Source organism: Limosilactobacillus urinaemulieris, assembly GCF_014838745.1.
GTDB classification, from domain to species: domain Bacteria; phylum Bacillota; class Bacilli; order Lactobacillales; family Lactobacillaceae; genus Limosilactobacillus; species Limosilactobacillus urinaemulieris.
In genome coordinates this window covers 87,789-107,782 of the sequence record NZ_JABUXR010000003.1, presented here as the reverse complement: position 1 = coordinate 107,782, position 19,994 = coordinate 87,789, and the positions used below count along the sequence as shown (strand labels likewise).

The 19,994-nt window shown below is 40.8% G+C and carries 15 protein-coding genes and 2 tRNA genes; 14 read left to right on the top strand and 3 right to left on the bottom strand.

The annotated features are described in order from the left end of the window. Positions 1 to 78 precede the first annotated feature (78 nt). The 9 genes from mnmE (at position 79) to tpx (ending at position 12,425) form a co-directional block, all read left to right on the top strand. Positions 79 to 1,467: a tRNA uridine-5-carboxymethylaminomethyl(34) synthesis GTPase MnmE gene (gene mnmE / locus HUK45_RS02495; RefSeq protein WP_191910945.1), complete on the top strand. Its 1,389-nt coding sequence runs from the start codon at positions 79 to 81 to the stop codon at positions 1,465 to 1,467. Positions 1,468 to 1,477: 10 nt separating this feature from the next. Continuing rightward, on the top strand, positions 1,478 to 3,376 hold the full coding sequence (mnmG, locus tag HUK45_RS02490) for a tRNA uridine-5-carboxymethylaminomethyl(34) synthesis enzyme MnmG (protein ID WP_206683753.1): 1,899 nt from the start codon (positions 1,478 to 1,480) through the stop codon (positions 3,374 to 3,376). Between the two features lie 149 nt (positions 3,377 to 3,525). Beyond that, positions 3,526 to 4,767 (top strand): carboxylate--amine ligase, encoded by a 1,242-nt coding sequence (locus HUK45_RS02485; RefSeq protein ID WP_191910944.1) that lies wholly within the window; start codon positions 3,526 to 3,528, stop codon positions 4,765 to 4,767. Between the two features lie 17 nt (positions 4,768 to 4,784). Further along, entirely contained in the window at positions 4,785 to 6,692 is a 1,908-nt protein-coding gene (asnB, locus tag HUK45_RS02480; RefSeq protein WP_191910943.1) for an asparagine synthase (glutamine-hydrolyzing), read from the top strand. Beyond that, a complete protein-coding gene (gene murE, locus HUK45_RS02475) occupies positions 6,693 to 8,231 on the top strand; it encodes a UDP-N-acetylmuramyl-tripeptide synthetase (protein WP_191910942.1) in 1,539 nt (512 codons plus the stop codon). Between the two features lie 75 nt (positions 8,232 to 8,306). Further along, positions 8,307 to 8,912, top strand: coding sequence for a signal peptidase I (gene lepB / locus HUK45_RS02470; protein ID WP_191910941.1), 606 nt, complete (start codon positions 8,307 to 8,309; stop codon positions 8,910 to 8,912). A 219-nt stretch (positions 8,913 to 9,131) separates the two neighbouring features. Continuing rightward, on the top strand, positions 9,132 to 10,136 hold the full coding sequence (locus tag HUK45_RS02465; RefSeq protein ID WP_191910940.1) for a DUF1002 domain-containing protein: 1,005 nt from the start codon (positions 9,132 to 9,134) through the stop codon (positions 10,134 to 10,136). A gap of 362 nt (positions 10,137 to 10,498) precedes the next feature. Beyond that, positions 10,499 to 11,866 carry a branched-chain amino acid transport system II carrier protein gene (gene brnQ, locus HUK45_RS02460; protein WP_191910939.1) on the top strand — a complete coding sequence of 456 codons (1,368 nt, stop codon included), beginning with the start codon at positions 10,499 to 10,501 and terminating at the stop codon, positions 11,864 to 11,866. Positions 11,867 to 11,930: 64 nt separating this feature from the next. Next, positions 11,931 to 12,425: a thiol peroxidase gene (gene tpx, locus HUK45_RS02455; RefSeq protein ID WP_191910938.1), complete on the top strand. Its 495-nt coding sequence runs from the start codon at positions 11,931 to 11,933 to the stop codon at positions 12,423 to 12,425. 76 nt (positions 12,426 to 12,501) lie between these two features. Here tpx and HUK45_RS02450 read toward each other — a convergent pair whose 3' ends face one another. Further along, positions 12,502 to 13,059 (bottom strand): PepSY domain-containing protein, encoded by a 558-nt coding sequence (locus HUK45_RS02450; protein ID WP_191910937.1) that lies wholly within the window; start codon positions 13,057 to 13,059, stop codon positions 12,502 to 12,504. Between the two features lie 178 nt (positions 13,060 to 13,237). On the opposite strand from HUK45_RS02450, the gene HUK45_RS02445 reads away from it, so the two are divergent. The 3 genes from HUK45_RS02445 to HUK45_RS02435 all read left to right on the top strand — a co-directional run bounded on the left by HUK45_RS02445 (position 13,238) and on the right by HUK45_RS02435 (position 15,462). Further along, a tRNA-Glu gene (locus tag HUK45_RS02445) sits at positions 13,238 to 13,309 on the top strand. 6 nt (positions 13,310 to 13,315) lie between these two features. Beyond that, a tRNA-Gln gene (locus HUK45_RS02440) sits at positions 13,316 to 13,387 on the top strand. 128 nt (positions 13,388 to 13,515) lie between these two features. After that, a complete protein-coding gene (locus HUK45_RS02435; RefSeq protein ID WP_191910936.1) occupies positions 13,516 to 15,462 on the top strand; it encodes a mucin-binding protein in 1,947 nt (648 codons plus the stop codon). Positions 15,463 to 15,535: 73 nt separating this feature from the next. On the opposite strand, the gene HUK45_RS02430 is transcribed toward HUK45_RS02435, so the two are convergent. Both HUK45_RS02430 and HUK45_RS02425 read right to left on the bottom strand, forming a co-directional pair. Beyond that, positions 15,536 to 16,558, bottom strand: coding sequence for a cation diffusion facilitator family transporter (locus tag HUK45_RS02430; RefSeq protein WP_191910935.1), 1,023 nt, complete (start codon positions 16,556 to 16,558; stop codon positions 15,536 to 15,538). 55 nt (positions 16,559 to 16,613) lie between these two features. Further along, entirely contained in the window at positions 16,614 to 17,774 is a 1,161-nt protein-coding gene (locus tag HUK45_RS02425) for a MalY/PatB family protein (RefSeq protein WP_191910934.1), read from the bottom strand. Between the two features lie 265 nt (positions 17,775 to 18,039). Here HUK45_RS02425 and HUK45_RS02420 point away from each other — a divergent pair, with 265 nt between their 5' ends. Both HUK45_RS02420 and HUK45_RS02415 read left to right on the top strand, forming a co-directional pair. After that, positions 18,040 to 18,888: a DUF3737 family protein gene (locus HUK45_RS02420; protein WP_191910933.1), complete on the top strand. Its 849-nt coding sequence runs from the start codon at positions 18,040 to 18,042 to the stop codon at positions 18,886 to 18,888. Between the two features lie 123 nt (positions 18,889 to 19,011). Continuing rightward, on the top strand, positions 19,012 to 19,932 hold the full coding sequence (locus tag HUK45_RS02415) for an L-lactate dehydrogenase (RefSeq protein ID WP_191910932.1): 921 nt from the start codon (positions 19,012 to 19,014) through the stop codon (positions 19,930 to 19,932). Positions 19,933 to 19,994 lie beyond the last annotated feature (62 nt).

Below are 19,994 nucleotides of genomic sequence, written 5' to 3'. Positions count from 1 at the left end.
GTGCTTTGACCATGTGATTATCAGATTGACTGGTGAATAACGTGGGGGCACTTTTTTTATTAGAAAGGAGTCTGGACGGTGGCAAATACTGATAATGATACAATTGCAGCAATTTCGACCCCGGTTGGTGAAGGAGGGATCTCGATCATTCGGGTTAGTGGCGATGATGCGATCGCAGTTGCACAAAAGATCTATCGTGGCAAAGATCTGAATAAGGTACAGACTAATACCATCAATTATGGTCACATTATTGATCCCGATAATGGTGAAGAAGTTGATGAGGTAATGGTTTCAGTAATGCGGGCTCCTCACACATACACCTGTGAAGATGTAGTTGAAATTAATTGTCATGGTGGGTTGCTTGCGACTAACCGGATCCTTCAGTTGGTACTGAGCTATGGTGCACGAATGGCCGAACCAGGTGAATTTACTAAGCGGGCATTCCTAAATGGGCGGCTTGACTTATCGCAATCGGAAGCCGTTATGGATTTAATTCGGGCAAAAACAGATAAATCAATGAAGGTTGCCTTAAATCAGCTTGATGGAAACCTCTCTCATTTAATTCGGAAGTTACGGAAAGATATCCTGGATGTTTTAGCTCAGGTAGAAGTTAACATTGATTATCCTGAATATGATGCTGTTGAAGAAATGACAACGAAAATGCTGAAAGAGAAGGCTACGGAAATTCGTCAACGGATTGAAGCGTTGCTGAAAACGGCAAAGCAGGGAAAAGTTCTTCGTGAAGGACTTGCGACCGCGATTATTGGCCGGCCCAATGTTGGAAAATCTAGTTTGCTAAACTCACTATTGCATGAAGATAAGGCGATTGTTACTAACGTTGCCGGGACAACCCGTGATGTAATTGAAGAGTACGTTAATGTTAACGGAGTACCGTTGAAATTAATTGATACTGCGGGAATTCGGGACACTAAGGATCAGGTTGAAAAGATCGGGGTTGAACGAAGTCGAAAAGCCTTAGATGCTGCTGATTTGATTCTGTTACTAATTGATAATTCAGAAGGGTTAACTACTGAGGATCGAGAACTTCTTGAAGCAACTAAAGACAAGCAACGGATTGTAATCTTGAATAAGACTGATTTGCCAAATAAGGTTGACCGAAATGAACTGAAGAAATTAGTTGGCAGCGATAAGTTAATCGAAACTTCAATTGTAAAGAACGAAGGGATGAACCAACTAGGTGAAACGATTAGTAAGATGTTCTTTGAAGAAGGAATTGAAAATAACCAAAATAGTGTAATGGTAACGAACGCCCGGCATATCGGATTATTACACCAGGCCGATGATGCCCTTGGTGATGTATTAAAGGGGATTGCGGCAGGGATGCCCGTTGATTTAGTCCAAATTGATATGACTCGTTGCTGGGATCTGTTTGGTGAGATTACCGGTGATAGTTACCAAGATGAATTACTGGATCAACTCTTTAGCCAGTTCTGTTTAGGAAAGTAGGAGGAAGAAAATGCAGACAAGTGAAGCAATTCAGTATGATAGCGACAATTATGATGTAATTGTTGTTGGGGCTGGTCATGCGGGAAGCGAGGCCGCTCTTGCCGCTGCCCGGATGGGAAATAAGACGCTTTTAGTCACCATTAACCTTGACATGGTCGCATTTATGCCATGTAATCCGTCAGTTGGGGGCCCAGCTAAGGGAATCGTGGTTCGGGAAATTGATGCTCTTGGTGGCGAAATGGGCCATAATATCGACAAGACTTACGTTCAAATGCGAATGCTCAATACGGGTAAAGGCCCTGCTGTGCGTGCATTACGGGCACAAGCTGATAAGCACGCATACCACCGCTCAATGAAGGAAACAATTGAAAAACAACCAAATTTGGACCTGCGCCAAGCAACCGTTGACCAGCTAATTGTTGAGGATGGCGTTTGTAAGGGGGTAATCACTAACACTGGTGCTCGTTACCACGCTAAGACAGTTGTTCTAACCGTGGGAACTGCAGCCCGGGGGAAGATTATCATCGGTGAGCTCCAATACGAATCGGGACCAAATAATTCTAAGTCAGCAGTAAAACTTTCTGAAAACTTGGAATCATTAGGCTTTGATCTCGAACGATTTAAAACTGGAACACCGCCACGGATTAACGGAAATACGATTCACTATGACGAAACTGAGGAACAGCCTGGTGATAAGGCGGTTCACCACTTCAGTTTTGATACACCAGACGATCACTACTTGTCATTAAGTGAGCAAATTTCCTGCTGGTTAACATACACTAATCCAGGGACGCACAAATTAATTCGGGATAACCTTGATCGGGCACCGATGTTTTCTGGAGTAATTAAAGGCGTTGGTCCACGTTATTGTCCTTCAATTGAGGATAAAATTGTTCGATTTGCGGATAAGAGTCGTCACCAAATCTTCCTTGAACCAGAAGGCCGGGATACTGATGAATGGTATGTTGACGGATTATCAACTTCCATGCCAGAAGAAATTCAACAAAAGATTTTGCATTCCGTTAAGGGACTTGAAGATGCCCAATTAATGCGTCCTGGATACGCAATTGAATATGATGTCGTTGCCCCATATCAACTTCACCCAACCCTAGAAACGAAGCTGGTTAAGAACCTTTATACAGCCGGACAGACTAACGGAACTTCAGGTTATGAAGAGGCTGCTGGCCAGGGCCTAATTGCCGGAATCAATGCTGGATTACGGGCCCTTGGCAAGAAGCCATTTGTCCTTAAGCGTTCAGATGCTTACATCGGAGTAATGATTGATGACTTAGTAACTAAGGGAACCAAGGAACCATATCGACTGTTAACTAGTCGGGCTGAATATCGCCTAATCCTTCGTCATGATAATGCCGATTTCCGTTTAATGGGCAAGGGCCACGAAATTGGTTTAGTAAGTGATGAACGTTATGCTAAGATGCAACAAAAAGAAGAGCAAGTTCAAAATGAAATTGCTCGGTTAAAGAATGAAAAGCTTAAGCCAAATAACGATGAAGTTAACCAATTCATTGAAGCACACGGCGATAATCGGTTGAAAGATGCGATTACAGCGGCTGACTTTATTAAACGTCCATATGTTGATTATGAAACGTTAATGAAGTTTATTCCGGCGCCAGCCAAAGAGCTTGATCGTCACGTGATTGAACAAGTAGAAATTCAATTAAAGTATGCCGGTTACATTAAGAAAGAAGAGGAAAAGGTTGCCCGGTTAAAGCGGATGGAAGCAAAGCGAATCCCTGCCAATATTGATTATGAAAAAATCGATGGTTTGGCAACTGAGGGACGGCAAAAACTTGAGAAGATTCGTCCAGAAACGCTTGCTCAGGCTTCACGAATTAGTGGGGTAAATCCAGCCGACCTAGCAATTTTAAGTGTTTATATTCGGAAATAAGATCATTTCCCGGGAAATTAAATTACAGAAGATAAAGTGAGACGGAGTTAAAGTTAAGTTTGACTTACGCCTCATTTTATTCCATTTACAAACATTCTGAGAATCGCTATACTGAAGATTGATTTAAAAAGCAAACGAGGCAAGTAGAGATGAGTGAAAAAGTTAATCAGACCCGCGAGGATTTTCAACCAATCCTTTTAGGGACAGATTTTAATTGTTACGGAATGGCGCGGTCATTCTATCAACAATATGGTATTAAGAGTATCGCCTATGGGGTAATGCATATGGCGCCAACCCGTTATACTAAGTTAGTGGACGTTCATGTTATTGAAGGTTTCAACGAAGATCCAGTTTTCATTGAAACAATGCGCAAGATTGCAGCTAACCTTGATCCAAAGAAGAAGTACCTGCTGCTTTCTTGTGGGGATGGTTATACTGAATTAATAGCTAAACACTTGGATGAGTTAAAGGAACACTTTATTTGTCCGTATGTTGATGCAGAATTGTTTAATAAGCTAGGAACGAAAGAAACCTTCTATGAAGCGGCTGAAAAGTACGGGTTGCCATACCCAAAGACAAAGATCATTACTAAAGAAGAAGTCGAATCTGGTAAGGCAATTGAATTACCATTTGATTTTCCAATTGCCCTAAAGCCTTCTGATAGTGTGGAATGGCTTGACGTTCAGTTTGAAGGACGAAAGAAAGCCTATGTTTTGGATAGTCGTGAACAGTTTGACGAATTGATGCCGAAGATTTACAAGGCAGGTTATACCGGGAAGATGATTGCGCAAGACTTTATTCCTGGTGATGACTCTAACATGCGGACTGTTAATGCCTATGTTGACTCTAACCATAATGTTCGGATGATTAGCCTTGCACACCCGTTGTTAGAAGATCCATCACCAGTCGCGGTGGGTAACTATATGGTGATTTTGCCAGAAAAAGACATGGCAATTTACAAGACGATTCAAAAGTTCTTGGAAGAAGTAAAGTACGTTGGTTTTGCTGATTTTGATATGAAGTATGATCGGCGAGATAAGCAATTTAAGATTTTTGAAATCAACCTTCGTCAGGGACGGAGTAGTTACTACTGTACTTTAAATGGCTATAATCTGGCTAAATATGTGGTTGATGATGTAATTGATCATAAGCCGTTCACTGGTACCGATTATGCTGAAGGAAACAAGTTATGGTTAAATGCACCGAAGAAGGTTTTCTATCAGTACGCTAAAGAAAATGAATATAAAGAAAAAGCCAAGAAGTTACTGGAAGCAGGACAGTGGGGAACGACTGCCTTTGACAAGAATGATAGCTTAAAACAACGCTTGTTAATGCATTATTCTTTCTGGCTAATTAATAAAAATTATCAAAAATACTTTGTTCAACGCTAAGTAAAGGAGTATTTAATATGTGCGGAATTGTAGCATTCGTTGATAACGAAGATCCAAAGGTTAAAGATAGCCTAATTCGTAAAATGAAGAACCGAATTATTCACCGAGGACCTGACTCAGAGGGCCAATACGTAGATGAAAACGTTGCCCTTGGATTTCGGCGGTTAAGTTTTATTGACGTTAAGAGTGGTAATCAACCAATCTTTAACGAAGATAATAGTATGGCCATTGAATTTAATGGTGAAATTTATAACTTTAAGGAATTACGGGAAGAATTAATCGACTTAGGTCATACTTTCAAGACCCATGCAGATACCGAAGTAATTTTGCATGGTTATGAGCAATGGGGTGACGATGTCCTGAAACGGCTTCGGGGGATGTTTGCCTTCGTAATTTGGGACTTTAAAAACAAGGATATGTTTGGTGCCCGGGACCATTTTGGAATCAAACCGCTCTATTACGGGAAGATGAACGGGACTTTCTTTGTTGGTTCTGAAATTAAAGCATTTATTGATCACCCGCATTTTGACAAGGAACTAAACAAGAACGCCTTAAAGCCTTACATGACGTTCCAGTATTCAGCAACTCAGGAAACATTCTTCAAGGGAATTTACAAGTTGCCAGAAGGACACTGCTTCCACTATCAAGATGGTCAATTCAATATGAAGGAATACTGGGATGCTGATTTTGATCCTAAAGATGAAGGCTTCGATAAGGCAGTCGATAACATTGAAGATATCGTAACGGATTCGGTTAAGGCCCACTCATTTGCTGATAAGGGAATCAAGGTTGGTTCATTCCTTTCAGCAGGGGTTGATTCTAGTTACGTGACTGCAATGATGCGGCCAGATAATACATTCTCAATTGGGTTTGATAGTACCTACGATGAAACTAAGCAAGCGCGGGAATTAGCTTCTAAGCTTAACTTAAAGAATACCGATGCTAAGCTGACAAACGAGGAAGCTTTCCATACATTCCCATTGATCCAATACTACTTAGATGAACCTGATTCAAACCCATCAGTTATTCCGTTGTACTTCTTAACTCGCCTTGCCAAAGAAAATGGTTACAAGGCGATGCTTTCTGGTGAAGGGGCTGATGAATTATTCGCGGGTTACATCGATTACGGATTTAACTCTAATTCAATGCTGATCCGGTGGTTTACTGATAAACTCCGTGAATTACCACAAGAAAAGCGGTACAAGATTGCCAAGTGGCTTGATGGCAAGCACTTCCACGGTCAGTTACACATGTTCCGGGCATTAGCACCAGTTCGTGAATCTAAGTTTATTGGTCAAGCCTACATCTTCTCACCAGAAGAAGCAGCTGACGTTCTTCAAGAAAAGTATAATTGCGGACCAACGATTGATGACATCATCGATCCAATTCTGAAGAACGTCGAAGACAAGGATATTGATGAAGTTGCCAAGAAACAATACCTTGATATTCACAAGTTTATGCCTGGCGATATTTGCTTAAAGGCGGATAAGATGAGTATGGCTAACTCGCTAGAACTTCGGGTGCCATTATTGGACCGTGAAGTAATGCGGGTTGCTGGTCATACACCAACCAAGTACCTCTTTAACCGCCACGGAACCAAGTGGGCATTCCGGATGGCCGCTAACCGTCACCTTCCAGAAGAATGGGCAACTCGGCCAAAGATGGGCTTCCCCGTTCCAGTTCGGGCATGGTTACGAGAAAAGAAGTACTACGAAGAAGTTCGTGAACTCTTTGAACAGGACTTTGTTAAGGAATTCTTTGATCAAGATAAGATTTTGAAGTTGCTTGATGATAACTTCAACGACAAGATTGATGGTCGACGGAAGATTTGGACTATTTACACCTTCTTGGTATGGTACAAGCAATACTTTATCGACGACTTTATCCCTGAAGAAGTTAAGAAGCTTGACGAGGTGGCTGAATAAATGCTCACACTAAAAGAAATCACTGATTTACTAAAAGGAAATGGTCTTTATAAGGAAATCATTATTGACGGTGACTGGTATTATACTGTGCCAGGAAAAGCGGCTCACGCTGAGATTACCGACCTATCCTATGACTCGCGGAAAGTCAGTGATGGCACCCTGTTTTTCTGTAAGGGGTTAAAATTCAATCCTGAATATTTGACAAGTGCCATTAAGGAAGGGGCAACTGCAGCGATCTCTGAGCTTGTTTATACTGACAAGTTAGATCAAGAAGTGCAATCAACGCCACAAATTATTGTTACTGATGTTCAAAAGGCAATGGCAGTCATTGCTCGTCATTTCTATGGTTGTCCTGATGAAAAGCTCGAATTAATCGGGTTTACGGGGACTAAGGGAAAGACCACTTCGGTTTACTTTACTCGTCATATCCTGGCTCATGAGTTTGGTCCAGTAGTAGGACAATTCTCATCTATTGATGAATGTGTAGATGGTAAAAACTTTATTGAAGCTCACCTGACCACACCAGAATCATTGGATCTTTTTCGGATGATGAAAGAAGCCGTTGATAACGGGATGAAATATTTGGCAATGGAGGTCTCTAGCCAAGCATATAAGAAGTCTCGTGTTTATGGCCTTCACTTTAATATTGGTGTTTTCCTGAATATTTCTCCAGATCACATTAGTCCTGTAGAACACCCAACCTTTGATGATTATTTGTGGTGCAAGAGTCAGATTATCGTGAATAGCGATACTGTAATTTTGAATCGGGATATGGATTATTACGAGTTGCTAGCTCAAAAGGCTCACGAATTAGGGAAAAAGTTAATTACATTCGGTAGTGATAAAAGTGATGCGGATTATCGTTACCACGGCAAGGATCATGGTTACTTTGACGTATCAACGCATAATGATAACTTGCCCGAAGTTACTGGCGAATTCCGCGTCATGATTCCGGGACACTTTAACTACAGTAATGCGTTAGCTGCAATTACAGTGAGTGCACAACTTAAAGACGACACTAATGATTTCGCTCAGGGATTGAAGGAAACTAAAGTTCCGGGTCGAATGGAATTTTTGAAAAATAATGCTGGAATGGTTGCCTGTGTTGATTACGCTCATAATTACTTGAGCTTGTCCGAAAGCTTTAAGTTTATGAAGCATGAATATCCTAATGGCCGGTTGATCGTTGTGATCGGTGCTGCTGGTGGTAAAGCAGAATCACGTCGGAAAGATATTGGTCGGGCGCTTTCTGAATATGCTGATGTTGCAATTTTAACGAGCGAAGATAACTTCTTTGAAGATCCGCATCACATTGATGAAGCGATCAAGAAACATATTACTAATCCAAACGTTGAGGTAATTATCAATGTTGATCGGGTGGCAGCAATTAAGCAGGCGTTTGAGATGGCAAAGCCTGGCGATGCAATGTTTATGGCTGCTAAAGGCCGAGAACAATTCATGCACGAAAAGGGCCGAGATATTCCTTATGTTGGTGATTACCAATTGTCACAAAAGCTAATGAAAGAGTATGATAAATAGTTGAGTATGATAATTACTTTTATGGTAAACTTTTCTTAGCTTGATAATGATTTTGAAATCGAGGGATAATAGGTAATGAAAGCATTTCGTCAAACGATGAGCTGGGTAATTCCAATCGTAATTGGGTTGTTAATTGCCTTACTGATCAAACAATTCTTATTCCAAATTGTGCGGGTTGATGGGCCATCGATGCAACCTAACTTACAAAATAATGAACGGGTTTTTTGCTTGAAAACCGCAAAGATCCATCGTGGGAGTGTTATTGTCTTTGATGCCAACGGAGTAGATCCACAAGTGGCTACGAAGACAGACTATGTTAAGCGGGTAATTGGTGTTCCTGGTGATACTGTTCGTTCCGCAAATGGTAATATTTATGTTAACGGACGAAAGGTTAACCAAAGTTACATTAATAATACTCAACGAACTTCTGGGACCGGAAATTGGACACTAAAGAGTATCTCAGTTCAAAATAACTGGTTACGAGATAGTGGTGCAACGAAGGTACCAAAGGGTCAATATTTTGTTCTTGGTGATCACCGAAGCGTTTCTAATGATGGGCGTTATTGGGGATTTGTACCAAAGAGTAAGATTGATGGTGTTGTTAAAGTACCTTCTTGGACCGGAACTGCCACAACTCGTTATAACGTTAACCAGGAGTGGAAACATTACTGGGCAAATTAAGGCGCAGTATCAACCTAGTTAAATTAGAAAAAGTAAAAATTCATAAACTGTTCTAAAGATTCTGGTTAAAGGCTAGAATTTTTAGGACAGTTTTTTTATCCTAATTGAAGTAAGAAAAGGGGATCGAATTAGCTTGCTTAGTTCATCGCCCTGCCTACTGTATTTGAAATATTAAAGAGGGCGAGTTAATTCCTAGCTTCGCCTAATAGGAGAATAACAATGCGTTCAAGGAAATTATCAACAATTCTATTAACATCGACGTTAACGATGGCCTTAGTAGCTACTCCTGTTTCTCAGGTTATCGTTCATGCGGATGATCAGGTAGCAACAAGTACTAGTTCTGCATCTTCCACCCAAACACATACATTGAATAAGTCATATGTTGTCTATGGAGCAGGAGCTGCAGATAAGGATGAGCTGAGTAATATTCTGGGCGTTAACAGTGATTTCACAACGCTTACGGCTACCGCTAGCGATTACCAAAAGTATATTAACGCTAACGATTCGACAACTAACGCAGCGATGGTCAGTTCAGTATCAATTGTGCCGACCGATCCAGGATCCGGGGTAAAAGTGAACGTTAAGAAGTTCAATGGTCAGAGCAACATTACCAAGGTGACGGCCCAGCAGTATGCAATGGTAGCGCAAATGGCCGGGGTAACGGATGTGACAATTACGGTCTCGGCTAATCGTCCGGTATCTGGAGAATCGGCGCTTACGGGAGTATACAAGGCGCTGAGTGAGGATGGAATTAACCTAAATAATCAAAATACCCAATCAGCTAACCAAATGCTAAGCGCCACTAATGATGCAATCAACGCCAACAAGGGCGATAGTAGTTATCCAGGAAAGTTAATGGCTGCTGTCGGTGATACAACTAAACAAATTAATAAGCAAAAGCGACAAGGAGAACAACCAACTCAGGTTCAGATTGAAAACATCCTAAACCAAAACCTAAAGAAGCAAAATATTTATAACGAAACCAAGAACCACACGACCACGATTATTAATGCGTTGGTTCAATTTAATAACGCGCCAATCAGTTCAAGCAAGGATTATAGTTCTCACGTTACTGATACGATCAATAATGTTAAGAATTCCACGGGCGATATGATGAATAAGGCAAAGCAGTTCTTAAATTCAAAGGATGGTAAAGCTGCCCAGCAACAGGCCCAGTCTTGGTGGGATCGCTTTGTGAACTGGATCCAAAGATTTTTCAACTAAAGGATTGACGAACGGGAACGGCTTTTGTATATTAATAATCGGTAGTTAACGGTTAGAAACACAGTGAGTAGGGGAGTAACCTTTTACTGGTCAGCATTAGCGACCCTGAATGAGTGTAAGCAGGGATGACTAGTTTTAGGTGAAGGTAACCTATGAGTGGTCAGGGCGACGAAATGAAGTCTTGATCGGGAGCGCCCGTTACAGCGTCAGCGTATCTATGTACGGAATGAGACATTATTAGTGATAATAATTGTAAATTAAAGGTGGTAACACGCTCTGGCGTCCTTTAATCATTAATGCTTAAAGGACGCTTTTTTCAATCGTTAATGATTAAGAGTGATTCATTTTTGGGGGAATAAAAATTGACAGAGACGAAGATCACGGGGCGACAAACAATTGTAATTGCCTCCCTAATTTTTGGTGTTTTATTTGGTGCAGGGAACCTAATATTTCCGGTTCATTTAGGTCAATTAGCGGGAGCTCACTGGTTAGGTGCGAGTAGTGGCTTCCTAATTTCTGGCGTCCTGTTACCGTTAATGGCGTTATTGGCGATTAGCATTACCCGCTCTAATGGTATCTATGACCTGGCACGACCTAATGGACACTACTATGCATTAATCTTTCTTATTTTGGTTCAGGCTACTCTAGGGCCGCTATTTGCAATGCCCCGAACTGCTACCGTTCCGTACACAATTGGTTTTGCCCCGCATCTTTCTGCAAGTGGTAATGTTGTTGGATTATTGATTTATACGGGGCTCTTTTTCGCAATTGTTTTTGGCTTGACCGTTACTGAAGCTAAAATTACGGATTTAATTGGGAAAATTCTTAACCCGATTTTTTTAGTTCTTTTGTTTATTATCTTCTTCCTTGCTTTCATCAGCCCAATGGGAAGCGCTTGGACGACACCAGTTACGGCAGATTATTCGATTCATGCATTCTCAAGCGGCTTCCTCCAAGGGTATAACACCATGGATATTTTAGGATGCCTTGCATTTGGGGTTGCAATAATTAGCGCAATTAAGGAATTAGGGATTGCGGATACGAAGAAAATTTCATGGATCACAGCCAAAAGCGGGACAATTGGAATTATGGGGATTGCCGTAATCTATATCTGTCTAATTTGGCTTGGAGCATCTAGTCTTCACCAGTTTAAGGTTGCTGATAATGGGGGAACGACACTTGCGCAAATTGCTCACTATTATATGGGCTTTGTCGGGGATGCGCTATTGGCGACCTTAACCTCCGTAACTTGTCTAACGACGGCAATGGGACTCGCCGCTGCTTTTTCAGAGGACCTTCACCGGTTATTTCCGCGGGTTTCATACAAGGCGTTCTTACTGCTTAATTGCCTCTTTTCGTTTCTAGTAGCTAACTTAGGGCTAGATAAGATTATTGCCTGGTCTGCTCCGGTATTGGTTTTCCTTTATCCCTTGGCAATTACGTTAACGATTTTGGGAATAACATCACCGCTATTTAAGACCGCCCCAATTGTTTACCGAGTTACGACAGGGTTAACTTTTATTCCAGCTGTTTTTGATTTGGTAAATAATTTACCAGCAGGATTGAAAAAGACACCAATTGCTCAAGCAATGATTGCATTTGCTCATCAGTATTTTCCGTTATTTTCACTGGGTTTCTCGTGGATTCCATTTGCTATTGTTGGATTTATCATTGGGATTGGAATTTGCTTAGTCCGAAAGCGGCAGGAAAAAATTAAAGAGCTAAAATAAATGAATCTTTAGCTAAATTTAGTTATACTTAGTTCAACTAACAGAAGTAAGGAGTAGATGAAAAATGGAAATCACAATTAATGGTGAACCGCGACAACTAGTTGGTAATCAGCCAGAAGTTGGCGATGAGTTTCCACACTTTAAGGTTTTTGATAAGAATCATGACAAGATCAAGACTCGGCAATTACTTGGGAAGGTAACGTTATTAAGTGTTGTTCCTAACATCAATACTCCAGTATGTAGTATCCAGACAAAGAAGTTCAATTCAACGATGGATCAATTCCCGGATGTTAACTTCTTAACGATCTCAACCAATACCATTGAAGAACAACAAAAGTGGTGTGCTGCTGAGGGTGTGCAAAATATGCAGCTGGTATCTGACAGGGAGGAATCCTTTGGTTACGAATCTAAGTTGCTGATCCCGGATGAAGGGGTCCTGGCTCGTTCAGTTTGGATCCTGGATAAGGATGGCAAAGTAGTATACCGGCAAATTGTCAAAGAGTTGACTGATGAGCCCGATTACGATCAGGCATTAGCAGAGCTGAAGAAGTTATTATAAAAAAGATTCCAAAAAGGCAATCCCCAATTGGTAGTTAACCGATCTGAGATTGCCTTTTTATTCTTTAAACAAATTTTTAGTCATCAGTTTCGACGCTAATTACTTTCTTGTTTTGAGCATTAACCTTAACCTCAGTTGACTTCTGACCGTTTACGACTTCAACGTCCCATACCGGGGTGCCGTTGTCGTTTTCAAGAGTCCAGGCTTGCCCTTGTCCTTTTTTAGCGGCCTTTTCAGCGATCTTATTGGCTTGCTTCCGACTAATGGCCTTATCTAAATCAAGATTAGTCTTTTGCTCACCGTTTTCTAACGTCTCTGACTTGGTATTGGTAACCTTACCAGACTTTGCGTCAATATCAGCTGAATATTCTTTTTGATTATCCGCACCAGAAATTTCGTAAACGAACTTGTTTCCTTTGGTTTCTAATTGAATTTCATCAACCTCAACGTTCTTAAACTGCTTGTGGAACTTTTTCACAGCATCCTTTTCGTTAAGTTTAATTTTACTGGTTGAGACGGTAGCGGCAGAGACAGCTGTGTTTGTGACGAGTGCGATACCACCTAAAGAACTGGCGGTTAAGACAGTAACTGCTAGCAAATGAGTGAGTTGCTTCTTGAATGGTTGCTTTTTCATAATAACCTCCTAGTTAAATGTTATTTTCGATTAACCTAAGAATACCTCATAAAAATGAAGATTATTGTGTGGCAATTCTTGCTTATTTCTTAAGTTAGTTGAAAAGCAAATAAATTTAAAAAGATGCTTGTAATTTAGAGAAAGACTTGATATTATTATTTGTGCTGTGTTATAGTATGACCCGTTAGTCAAGTGGTTAAGACACCAGCCTTTCACGCTGGTATCGTGGGTTCAAATCCCGCACGGGTCACTTTATTGGGCTATAGCCAAGCGGTAAGGCAACGGTTTTTGGTACCGTCATGCGCTGGTTCGAATCCAGCTAGCCCAATACAGTAGACACCTGCTAAGTCGTTATGATTTAGCAGGTGTCTTTTTTGTTTCAAAGATGAATTTAGATAATAATTATATTAAAATTAAGCTAGATGCATCCATTGGTTATTATTAGGAGGGATAATAATGAAATTTGTAAAGGACCGACAGAATCCGGTCAAGGTTAAACAGCGATTTAGCTTACGGAAACTGAAAATTGGGACTGTTTCGGTAATGTTAGGAACAACGCTCTTCTTTATGGGCAGTGCTGTCAATAACGTTAAGGCCGATACAGTAAGTCAAACTAATCAACCTGCGCAAAATTCAAATTATCAAGAACAGAATAATCAAGAACAAACGCAAAATGCAATTAAAGCCGTTCAGAATCAATTGGGAAATAATGGCGAAGTCCAATCAGACCAGGCGGTTACAATTGACCGAACAATTCAGTACCAAGAGGAAGGGACAAATAAAACACTCCACCCGGATGCTAATCAAGATGTAAGTATTGTTCCTTACTATAAAGTTGGTCATGTCACAATTAATTATATTGATCAGACTAATAACCAAAGCTTGGGACAAGACAGTTTTAAGGGCTACTTTGGTACGCATGTTCAACAATCTCAGGGAGAAAACTTAATTAATACCAAGGTAAATAGTCTTGGTGAAAAAGGCTACCAGTATGTTTCTGATAACTTCACCCCAGTATTTAATGAGGGGAGGCAGTTACAGTTTACTGAAGCTAACCATGTTTTTAGTTTTAACGTTTACTTTACCCATGGTACCAAAACAGTTAATACGACTCTTCCTGGTTCACAAACGGTAGAGTACGTTGATCAAGACGGCAAAAAATTAAGAGATAATACGGTAACGTCATTCACGTTTGAAAAAACAGAAAGAATTGTTGATAGCGTGACAGGTAAAGTGATTACTCCCGGAAAGTGGAAGACTGAGTCACACCAATTCGGTAAGGTTAAGGCACCAGAAATTGCTGGTTATACACCAGTAAATGAAGAAGTTGATGGTGCTACCATTACTACCGAGCAGCCTAACAAGGTTGTTCGGGTTGTCTACAAAAAGAACGCTGTGGAAGAGGTAACAGTTGCGATCGAATATATTGATCAGGATGATAACAACAAGATTCTTTCTACAGATACAGTAAGTGGTAAGCCGGGAGCATCAATTGATTATGAGAAAAGCAATAGAATTAAAGATTATCTAAGCATGGGCTACCAGTATGTTAGTGACAACTATCCAGAGGTAGCTAATTTCCCACAAAAGGAAACAACTTACCAGGTAATTCTTAAACACGCTAGTATACCGGTTGTTCCTGATAACCCTGGACAACCAGCAAATCCAGGAAGCCCGGTTTTTCCAACCACATTTGCCGTATATGCAGCATCAAAGGCTAAATCACAAGTGGTTGCTGAACAGCCGACGACTTACTACGCAATTGATCAGCACGGTAAAATTTTGGCACAAGACTTAGACGAACAACAAGCTAAGTCAAAGCTATTTGACGTGGTTTCACCAACGATTCCGGGGTACCGGTTGGTTGATGACAATCAGAAGCTAATCGATCAAATGCTGGTCGATGCTAAGTCCAATAAACACACTACGATCACTGTTTACTACACTAAGAATAGCAGTACACCAGCACAGCCGACAACGCCAACAGAAACGCCAACGACACCAGAACAACCAAGTACGCCAACGGAGAAGCCAACAACTCCTCAGCAACCAACCACACCAGTTGCTCCAGAAACTCCTACTTCTCCGACTACTCCTGGAGAGACCCCAGCTCCTGAGCCAGGAACTAATGAAACTCCAGAAGGACCAACGGACGGTGTTAAGGTAATTCCTGGAACTCCCGGTGAACAGGTTGTCCCTGACAAGCAGGTTAATAATCAGTTATTAGTTAATAAAACAAGCTGGCCTGTACAAAGCCAGGACAAGGTAGTGACTAACACTCCAACAACGCAAAGTCAATTGCCACAGACCGGTAATCAGCGTCATACAGGATTGATTGGGCTTGCTGTCCTTGGAGCATTGTTTAGCTTGCTAGGATTCAAAGGAAAACGAGATAATTTCTAAAGATTATATTGATAACAAAAAAATGAGGTTCAAAATTGAACCTCATTTTTTGTTTCATATGAAACATCACAAATTAGAAGTGCCCCTTAACGTCCTTATCAGAGAATGTTCCGGGAGCGGGAATAAAGGAAATATCAGTATCAACGATTCCAAATTTCTTTCGCAGAGTTCGTTCAATCTTTTCAGAAAGCTGATAACTTTCCAAGATGGTCATTTTGGCATCAACCAAAACTGTAGCATCGAGAGAAACGACATTCCCGTTATAGTGGGCTTTTAGTTCAGCGACGTTTTTCACTTTTTTGACCTTCAAAATTGCTTGCTTATATTCCCGCTCGGCTTTTGGATCAAAATAATCGACCAGGTTTAAGCTCGTCTGGAAGAAGATTTTTAATCCAGAATAGAGGATAAAGAAACCAACGATGATACTGGTAACCCCATCAAGCCATGCCAGGTCAAAGAGGAGGGCCCCAGCGATCGCAACCATGGTTCCAATACTAGTAAAGGCATCGGCAAGACTATCTTGGGCCGAAGCTAGGAGGGCAGCGTTTTGTAGTCGTTGACCAGCTTTACGGTTCATGTACCAGACGACAAGCATGATCACCGAAGCAATTCCGGCCCCAACAAGAGCAATTGGTTGGGGAACCACCCGACTAGCAGGATTCAACAGAGCTTTAATTCCGTCAAGAATAACATCAAATGCAATCACAACCATGATAACAGCGGTTACTAGGGAAAAGACAGTTTCATATCGCCAGCAAATAAACTGCATCCGTTGATCGCCACCAAGAATGCTTTCATTTTCGTCCGGCATTTCCACACCAGCAATATCATCATCGTCAATGTCTTGTGCAATATGAAGTCCCATCATTAAGAGAAATGTTGAGATAATTCCAGATAAGTTGTTAAATGCATCGGCCCGTAAAGTTTGCGACTTACTGATTTCAGCTAACCAATATTCAATAATTGAAATTGAAACATAGGCAATTAAGTTGTAAATCAGGTGACGCTGTGATGCACGAATCTTTGCTAACTCGTTTGCTTGATTATGTTCCCAAAGATCCATTTCACGATTAATATGCTTTTTTAGCTTACTCAAACTTAGATACTCCCTAAAATACGATTAACTTCTATCATAACGCTAATTCAAGAAGTTAGTTTTTAATTGCCTTAGCTAACCGGCTTAACCCATCCTTGATTTGGACAAGCGGGTAAGCAATGTTGATCCGGATAAACTCATTACCGTTACCATGGTAGTAAGTTCCTGGATTAATAATTAACCCAGTTTCTTGACGGATCTTTTGTGCAAGGGCATTGCTATCATTGGTGACTTCACTAACATCAATCCAGACAAGGTAGGTAGCTGTACCAGGAACAACGTGAAGCTGAGGTAAATTATCGCTGATAAATTGTTCTAAGTATTCTCGATTACCCAGTAAGTATTTCTTGAGTTGGTGAAGCCAGTCGGCACCTTGAGTATAGGCAGCAATGGTACCAGGAATGGCAAGAAGGTTCGGTTCAGCAACTTCATACTTATTAATTGCCCGGGTAAAGCGTTCACGCAGGATCGGATTAGCAACGATTCCTGTTGCAGCGTGAAGGGCAGCAACGTTAAATGTTTTACTTGTTGAAACTAGGGTAACTAGGTTTTGGCGGTATTCTTCGGGAAGAGAAAAAGTTGGTGTATAGTCAGGACCCTTTAAAACTAAGTCACCGTGAATCTCATCGCTAATAACAACTACACCGTGTTTTTGTGCTAATTTGATAATCCGCATTAGCTCATCACGAGACCAAACATAACCGGTTGGGTTGTGTGGATTACAGAGAATCATCAGGGTCGTTAACGGGTTGCTCATCTTTTCTTCGAGGTCATCCCAGTCAACGGAATAAGTATAGGTAGAACGATCATACTTTAATTGGCTTGCTAGGGCGTGACGACCACTATTTAGGATTGAATTATAGAAGGTATTATAGACTGGTTCCATCAGGAGAACATTATCACCCGTATGGCTTAGATGATTAACGCTAGCAGTAATCGAAGGAATTACTCCCGTAGCAAAACGCATCCAGGAGGTTTGTGCATCTGCATTATGTTCAGTCTTATACCAGTGAGCAACGGCGTCAAAATATTCTTGGCTAGGGTATTCATAGCCGAAAGCACCGGCATTAATTTTATCCTTCATTGCCTGCATGATTTCAGGAGCCGTTTTAAAGTCCATATCAGCAGTTGTCATTGGTAATTCGCCTGGTTTAACATCCCATTTCTCTGAATTAGTATGCTGGCGATCAAGAATTGTGTCAAAATCGTACTTCATAATCATCATTCCTTTATCTATCCTTAAACTAAAATTGCTTCATCCTTGATTGTACATCAATTTATATTGACGCCCTAGGTAATGCTTCTCGACAATTAGTTATTCAAGAACCGAATATAACGTAATTAGGTATAAGTATTTTTACTTTTAATTAGTTAGTGCTATTTTAAAATAAGGATATTAATTGCACTAATTAATATTATAGGATTATTCTTAGTTAGTGGAGATCTTGATAAGAAGAGGATCGCAAAGGGGAATAACTAACATGCAAGAAATTAAAGATGACTATTATGATGGTGAACGACCACTCTACGGGATTCACGACACAAAATTAATTAACACCACATTTGGGAAGGGTGAATCACCCCTAAAGGAGACAGCTAATTTAACGTTAGATGGTGTTCTTTTCACTTGGAAGTATCCACTTTGGTATTCTGATCACATTAAGGTAACGGACACGATTTTTGAAGAGATGTCGCGTTCCGGGATTTGGTATACCAATGACATTGAAATTACTGACAGCACTATTCAAGCCCCAAAGGAATTCCGGCGGTGTGACGGCATTATCCTTGATAACGTTCACTTCTCTGACGCTGAAGAGACGATGTGGAGCTGTAAGAACATTAAAATGCATGATGTGTATGCCAATGGAGATTATCTAGGGATGAACAGTGAGAACATTTATGTTGATCACCTTGATCTGGTAGGTAACTATGTTTTTGATGGCGCTAAGAATGTTGAGGTTCATAATTCACGGTTAGTTTCAAAGGATGCCTTTTGGAATTGCGAAAATGTTACCATTTATGACTCGAAGATTAGCGGTGAGTACCTCGCTTGGAATACCAAGAACATCACCTTCATTAACTGTACGATTGAGAGTGATCAAGGATTATGTTATGTTGACCATTTGACAATGAAGAATTGTCGGACACTCCGAACTGATCTTGATTTTGAACTGTGCAGCAATATTGATGCGGAAATTAAGGGATCAATCATGAGCATTAAGAACCCAATCAGTGGTCAAATTAAGGTTGATCATGCCGATGAAATTATTATGGATGATCCGAAAATTGATCAAAGCAAGATTAAAATTATTCAAAATAATCAAGGATAGTGTAGAGAAAACTGGAGCATATTTGTAGTGCTTCAGTTTTTAAATGATCTGAATTATTAAAGGTGGTATCATTAATATAAGTTAATTTTAATCTTATTTTAATGTGTGAAGGGAGTTTTCCGAATGTCACGAAAAGTTGCCGTTATTGGGATGGGGCACGTTGGTTCAACGGTTGCCCACTACATTGTTGCTAACGGGTTTGCTGATGACTTGGTATTAATTGATTCCAACGAGGATAAGGTAAATGCCGATGCCCTTGATTTAAAGGACGCAATGCCTAATTTGCCATACCATACCAATATTGTGGTTAATGATTATTCGGCGTTAAAGGATGCTGAAGTAGTCGTTTCAGCAGTGGGGAATATCAAGCTTCAGGATCAGCCACAAGCTGACCGGTTTGTTGAATTGCCATTTACGCGGGACGCAGTTAAGGATGTTGCTCCAAAGATCAAGGCGAGTGGCTTCTCTGGAAAGCTCGTTGTAATCTCAAACCCAGTTGATGTGATTACATCCTTATACCAAAAACTGACGGGACTGCCGAAGAATCAAGTCATCGGAACAGGAACGTTACTTGACTCTGCTCGGATGAAGTGGGTCGTTGCGGATAAATTTAATGTCGATCCGCGTTCTGTTAGTGGGTACAACCTTGGTGAGCACGGGAATTCACAATTTACCGCTTGGTCAACCGTTCGGGTCCTTGATCAGCCAATTACTAAACTTGCTGCAGAACGGAACATTGATTTACCGGAACTGGATAAGGAGTCTAAGCTTGGTGGCTGGTATGTATTCAAAGGAAAGAAGTACACTAGCTATGGGGTTGCTACGGCCGCAGTACGGTTAGTTAACGTTATTTTAAGTGATGCACGAACTGAACTTCCTGTATCGAATTTCCGTGAAGAATACGGTGTTTACCTTTCTTACCCTGCAATTGTCGGCCGTCAAGGAATCGTTGAGCAAAGTCAATTAGACTTGACTGAAGAAGAATTGCAAAAGTTACAGAACTCTGCTAATTTTATTAAGCAAAAGTACAATGAAAGCCTATAAGAGAGTAGTCCTTGTGAAGCGAGTACTATTTAATTAGTAACTGAAATTAAAAATCCTCCCTA

Excerpts from the sequence above, each read along its gene's own strand:
- lepB (WP_191910941.1), top strand. The coding sequence starts at position 8,307 with ATGAAAGCATTTCGTCAAACGATGAGCTGGGTAATTCCAATCGTAATT.
- mnmG (WP_206683753.1), top strand. The coding sequence starts at position 1,478 with ATGCAGACAAGTGAAGCAATTCAGTATGATAGCGACAATTATGATGTA.
- HUK45_RS02435 (WP_191910936.1), top strand. The coding sequence starts at position 13,516 with ATGAAATTTGTAAAGGACCGACAGAATCCGGTCAAGGTTAAACAGCGA.
- HUK45_RS02465 (WP_191910940.1), top strand. The coding sequence starts at position 9,132 with ATGCGTTCAAGGAAATTATCAACAATTCTATTAACATCGACGTTAACG.
- murE (WP_191910942.1), top strand. The coding sequence starts at position 6,693 with ATGCTCACACTAAAAGAAATCACTGATTTACTAAAAGGAAATGGTCTT.
- tpx (WP_191910938.1), top strand. The coding sequence starts at position 11,931 with ATGGAAATCACAATTAATGGTGAACCGCGACAACTAGTTGGTAATCAG.
- HUK45_RS02420 (WP_191910933.1), top strand. The coding sequence starts at position 18,040 with ATGCAAGAAATTAAAGATGACTATTATGATGGTGAACGACCACTCTAC.
- HUK45_RS02485 (WP_191910944.1), top strand. The coding sequence starts at position 3,526 with ATGAGTGAAAAAGTTAATCAGACCCGCGAGGATTTTCAACCAATCCTT.
- HUK45_RS02415 (WP_191910932.1), top strand. The coding sequence starts at position 19,012 with ATGTCACGAAAAGTTGCCGTTATTGGGATGGGGCACGTTGGTTCAACG.
- asnB (WP_191910943.1), top strand. The coding sequence starts at position 4,785 with ATGTGCGGAATTGTAGCATTCGTTGATAACGAAGATCCAAAGGTTAAA.
- HUK45_RS02425 (WP_191910934.1), bottom strand. The coding sequence starts at position 17,774 with ATGAAGTACGATTTTGACACAATTCTTGATCGCCAGCATACTAATTCA.
- HUK45_RS02450 (WP_191910937.1), bottom strand. The coding sequence starts at position 13,059 with ATGAAAAAGCAACCATTCAAGAAGCAACTCACTCATTTGCTAGCAGTT.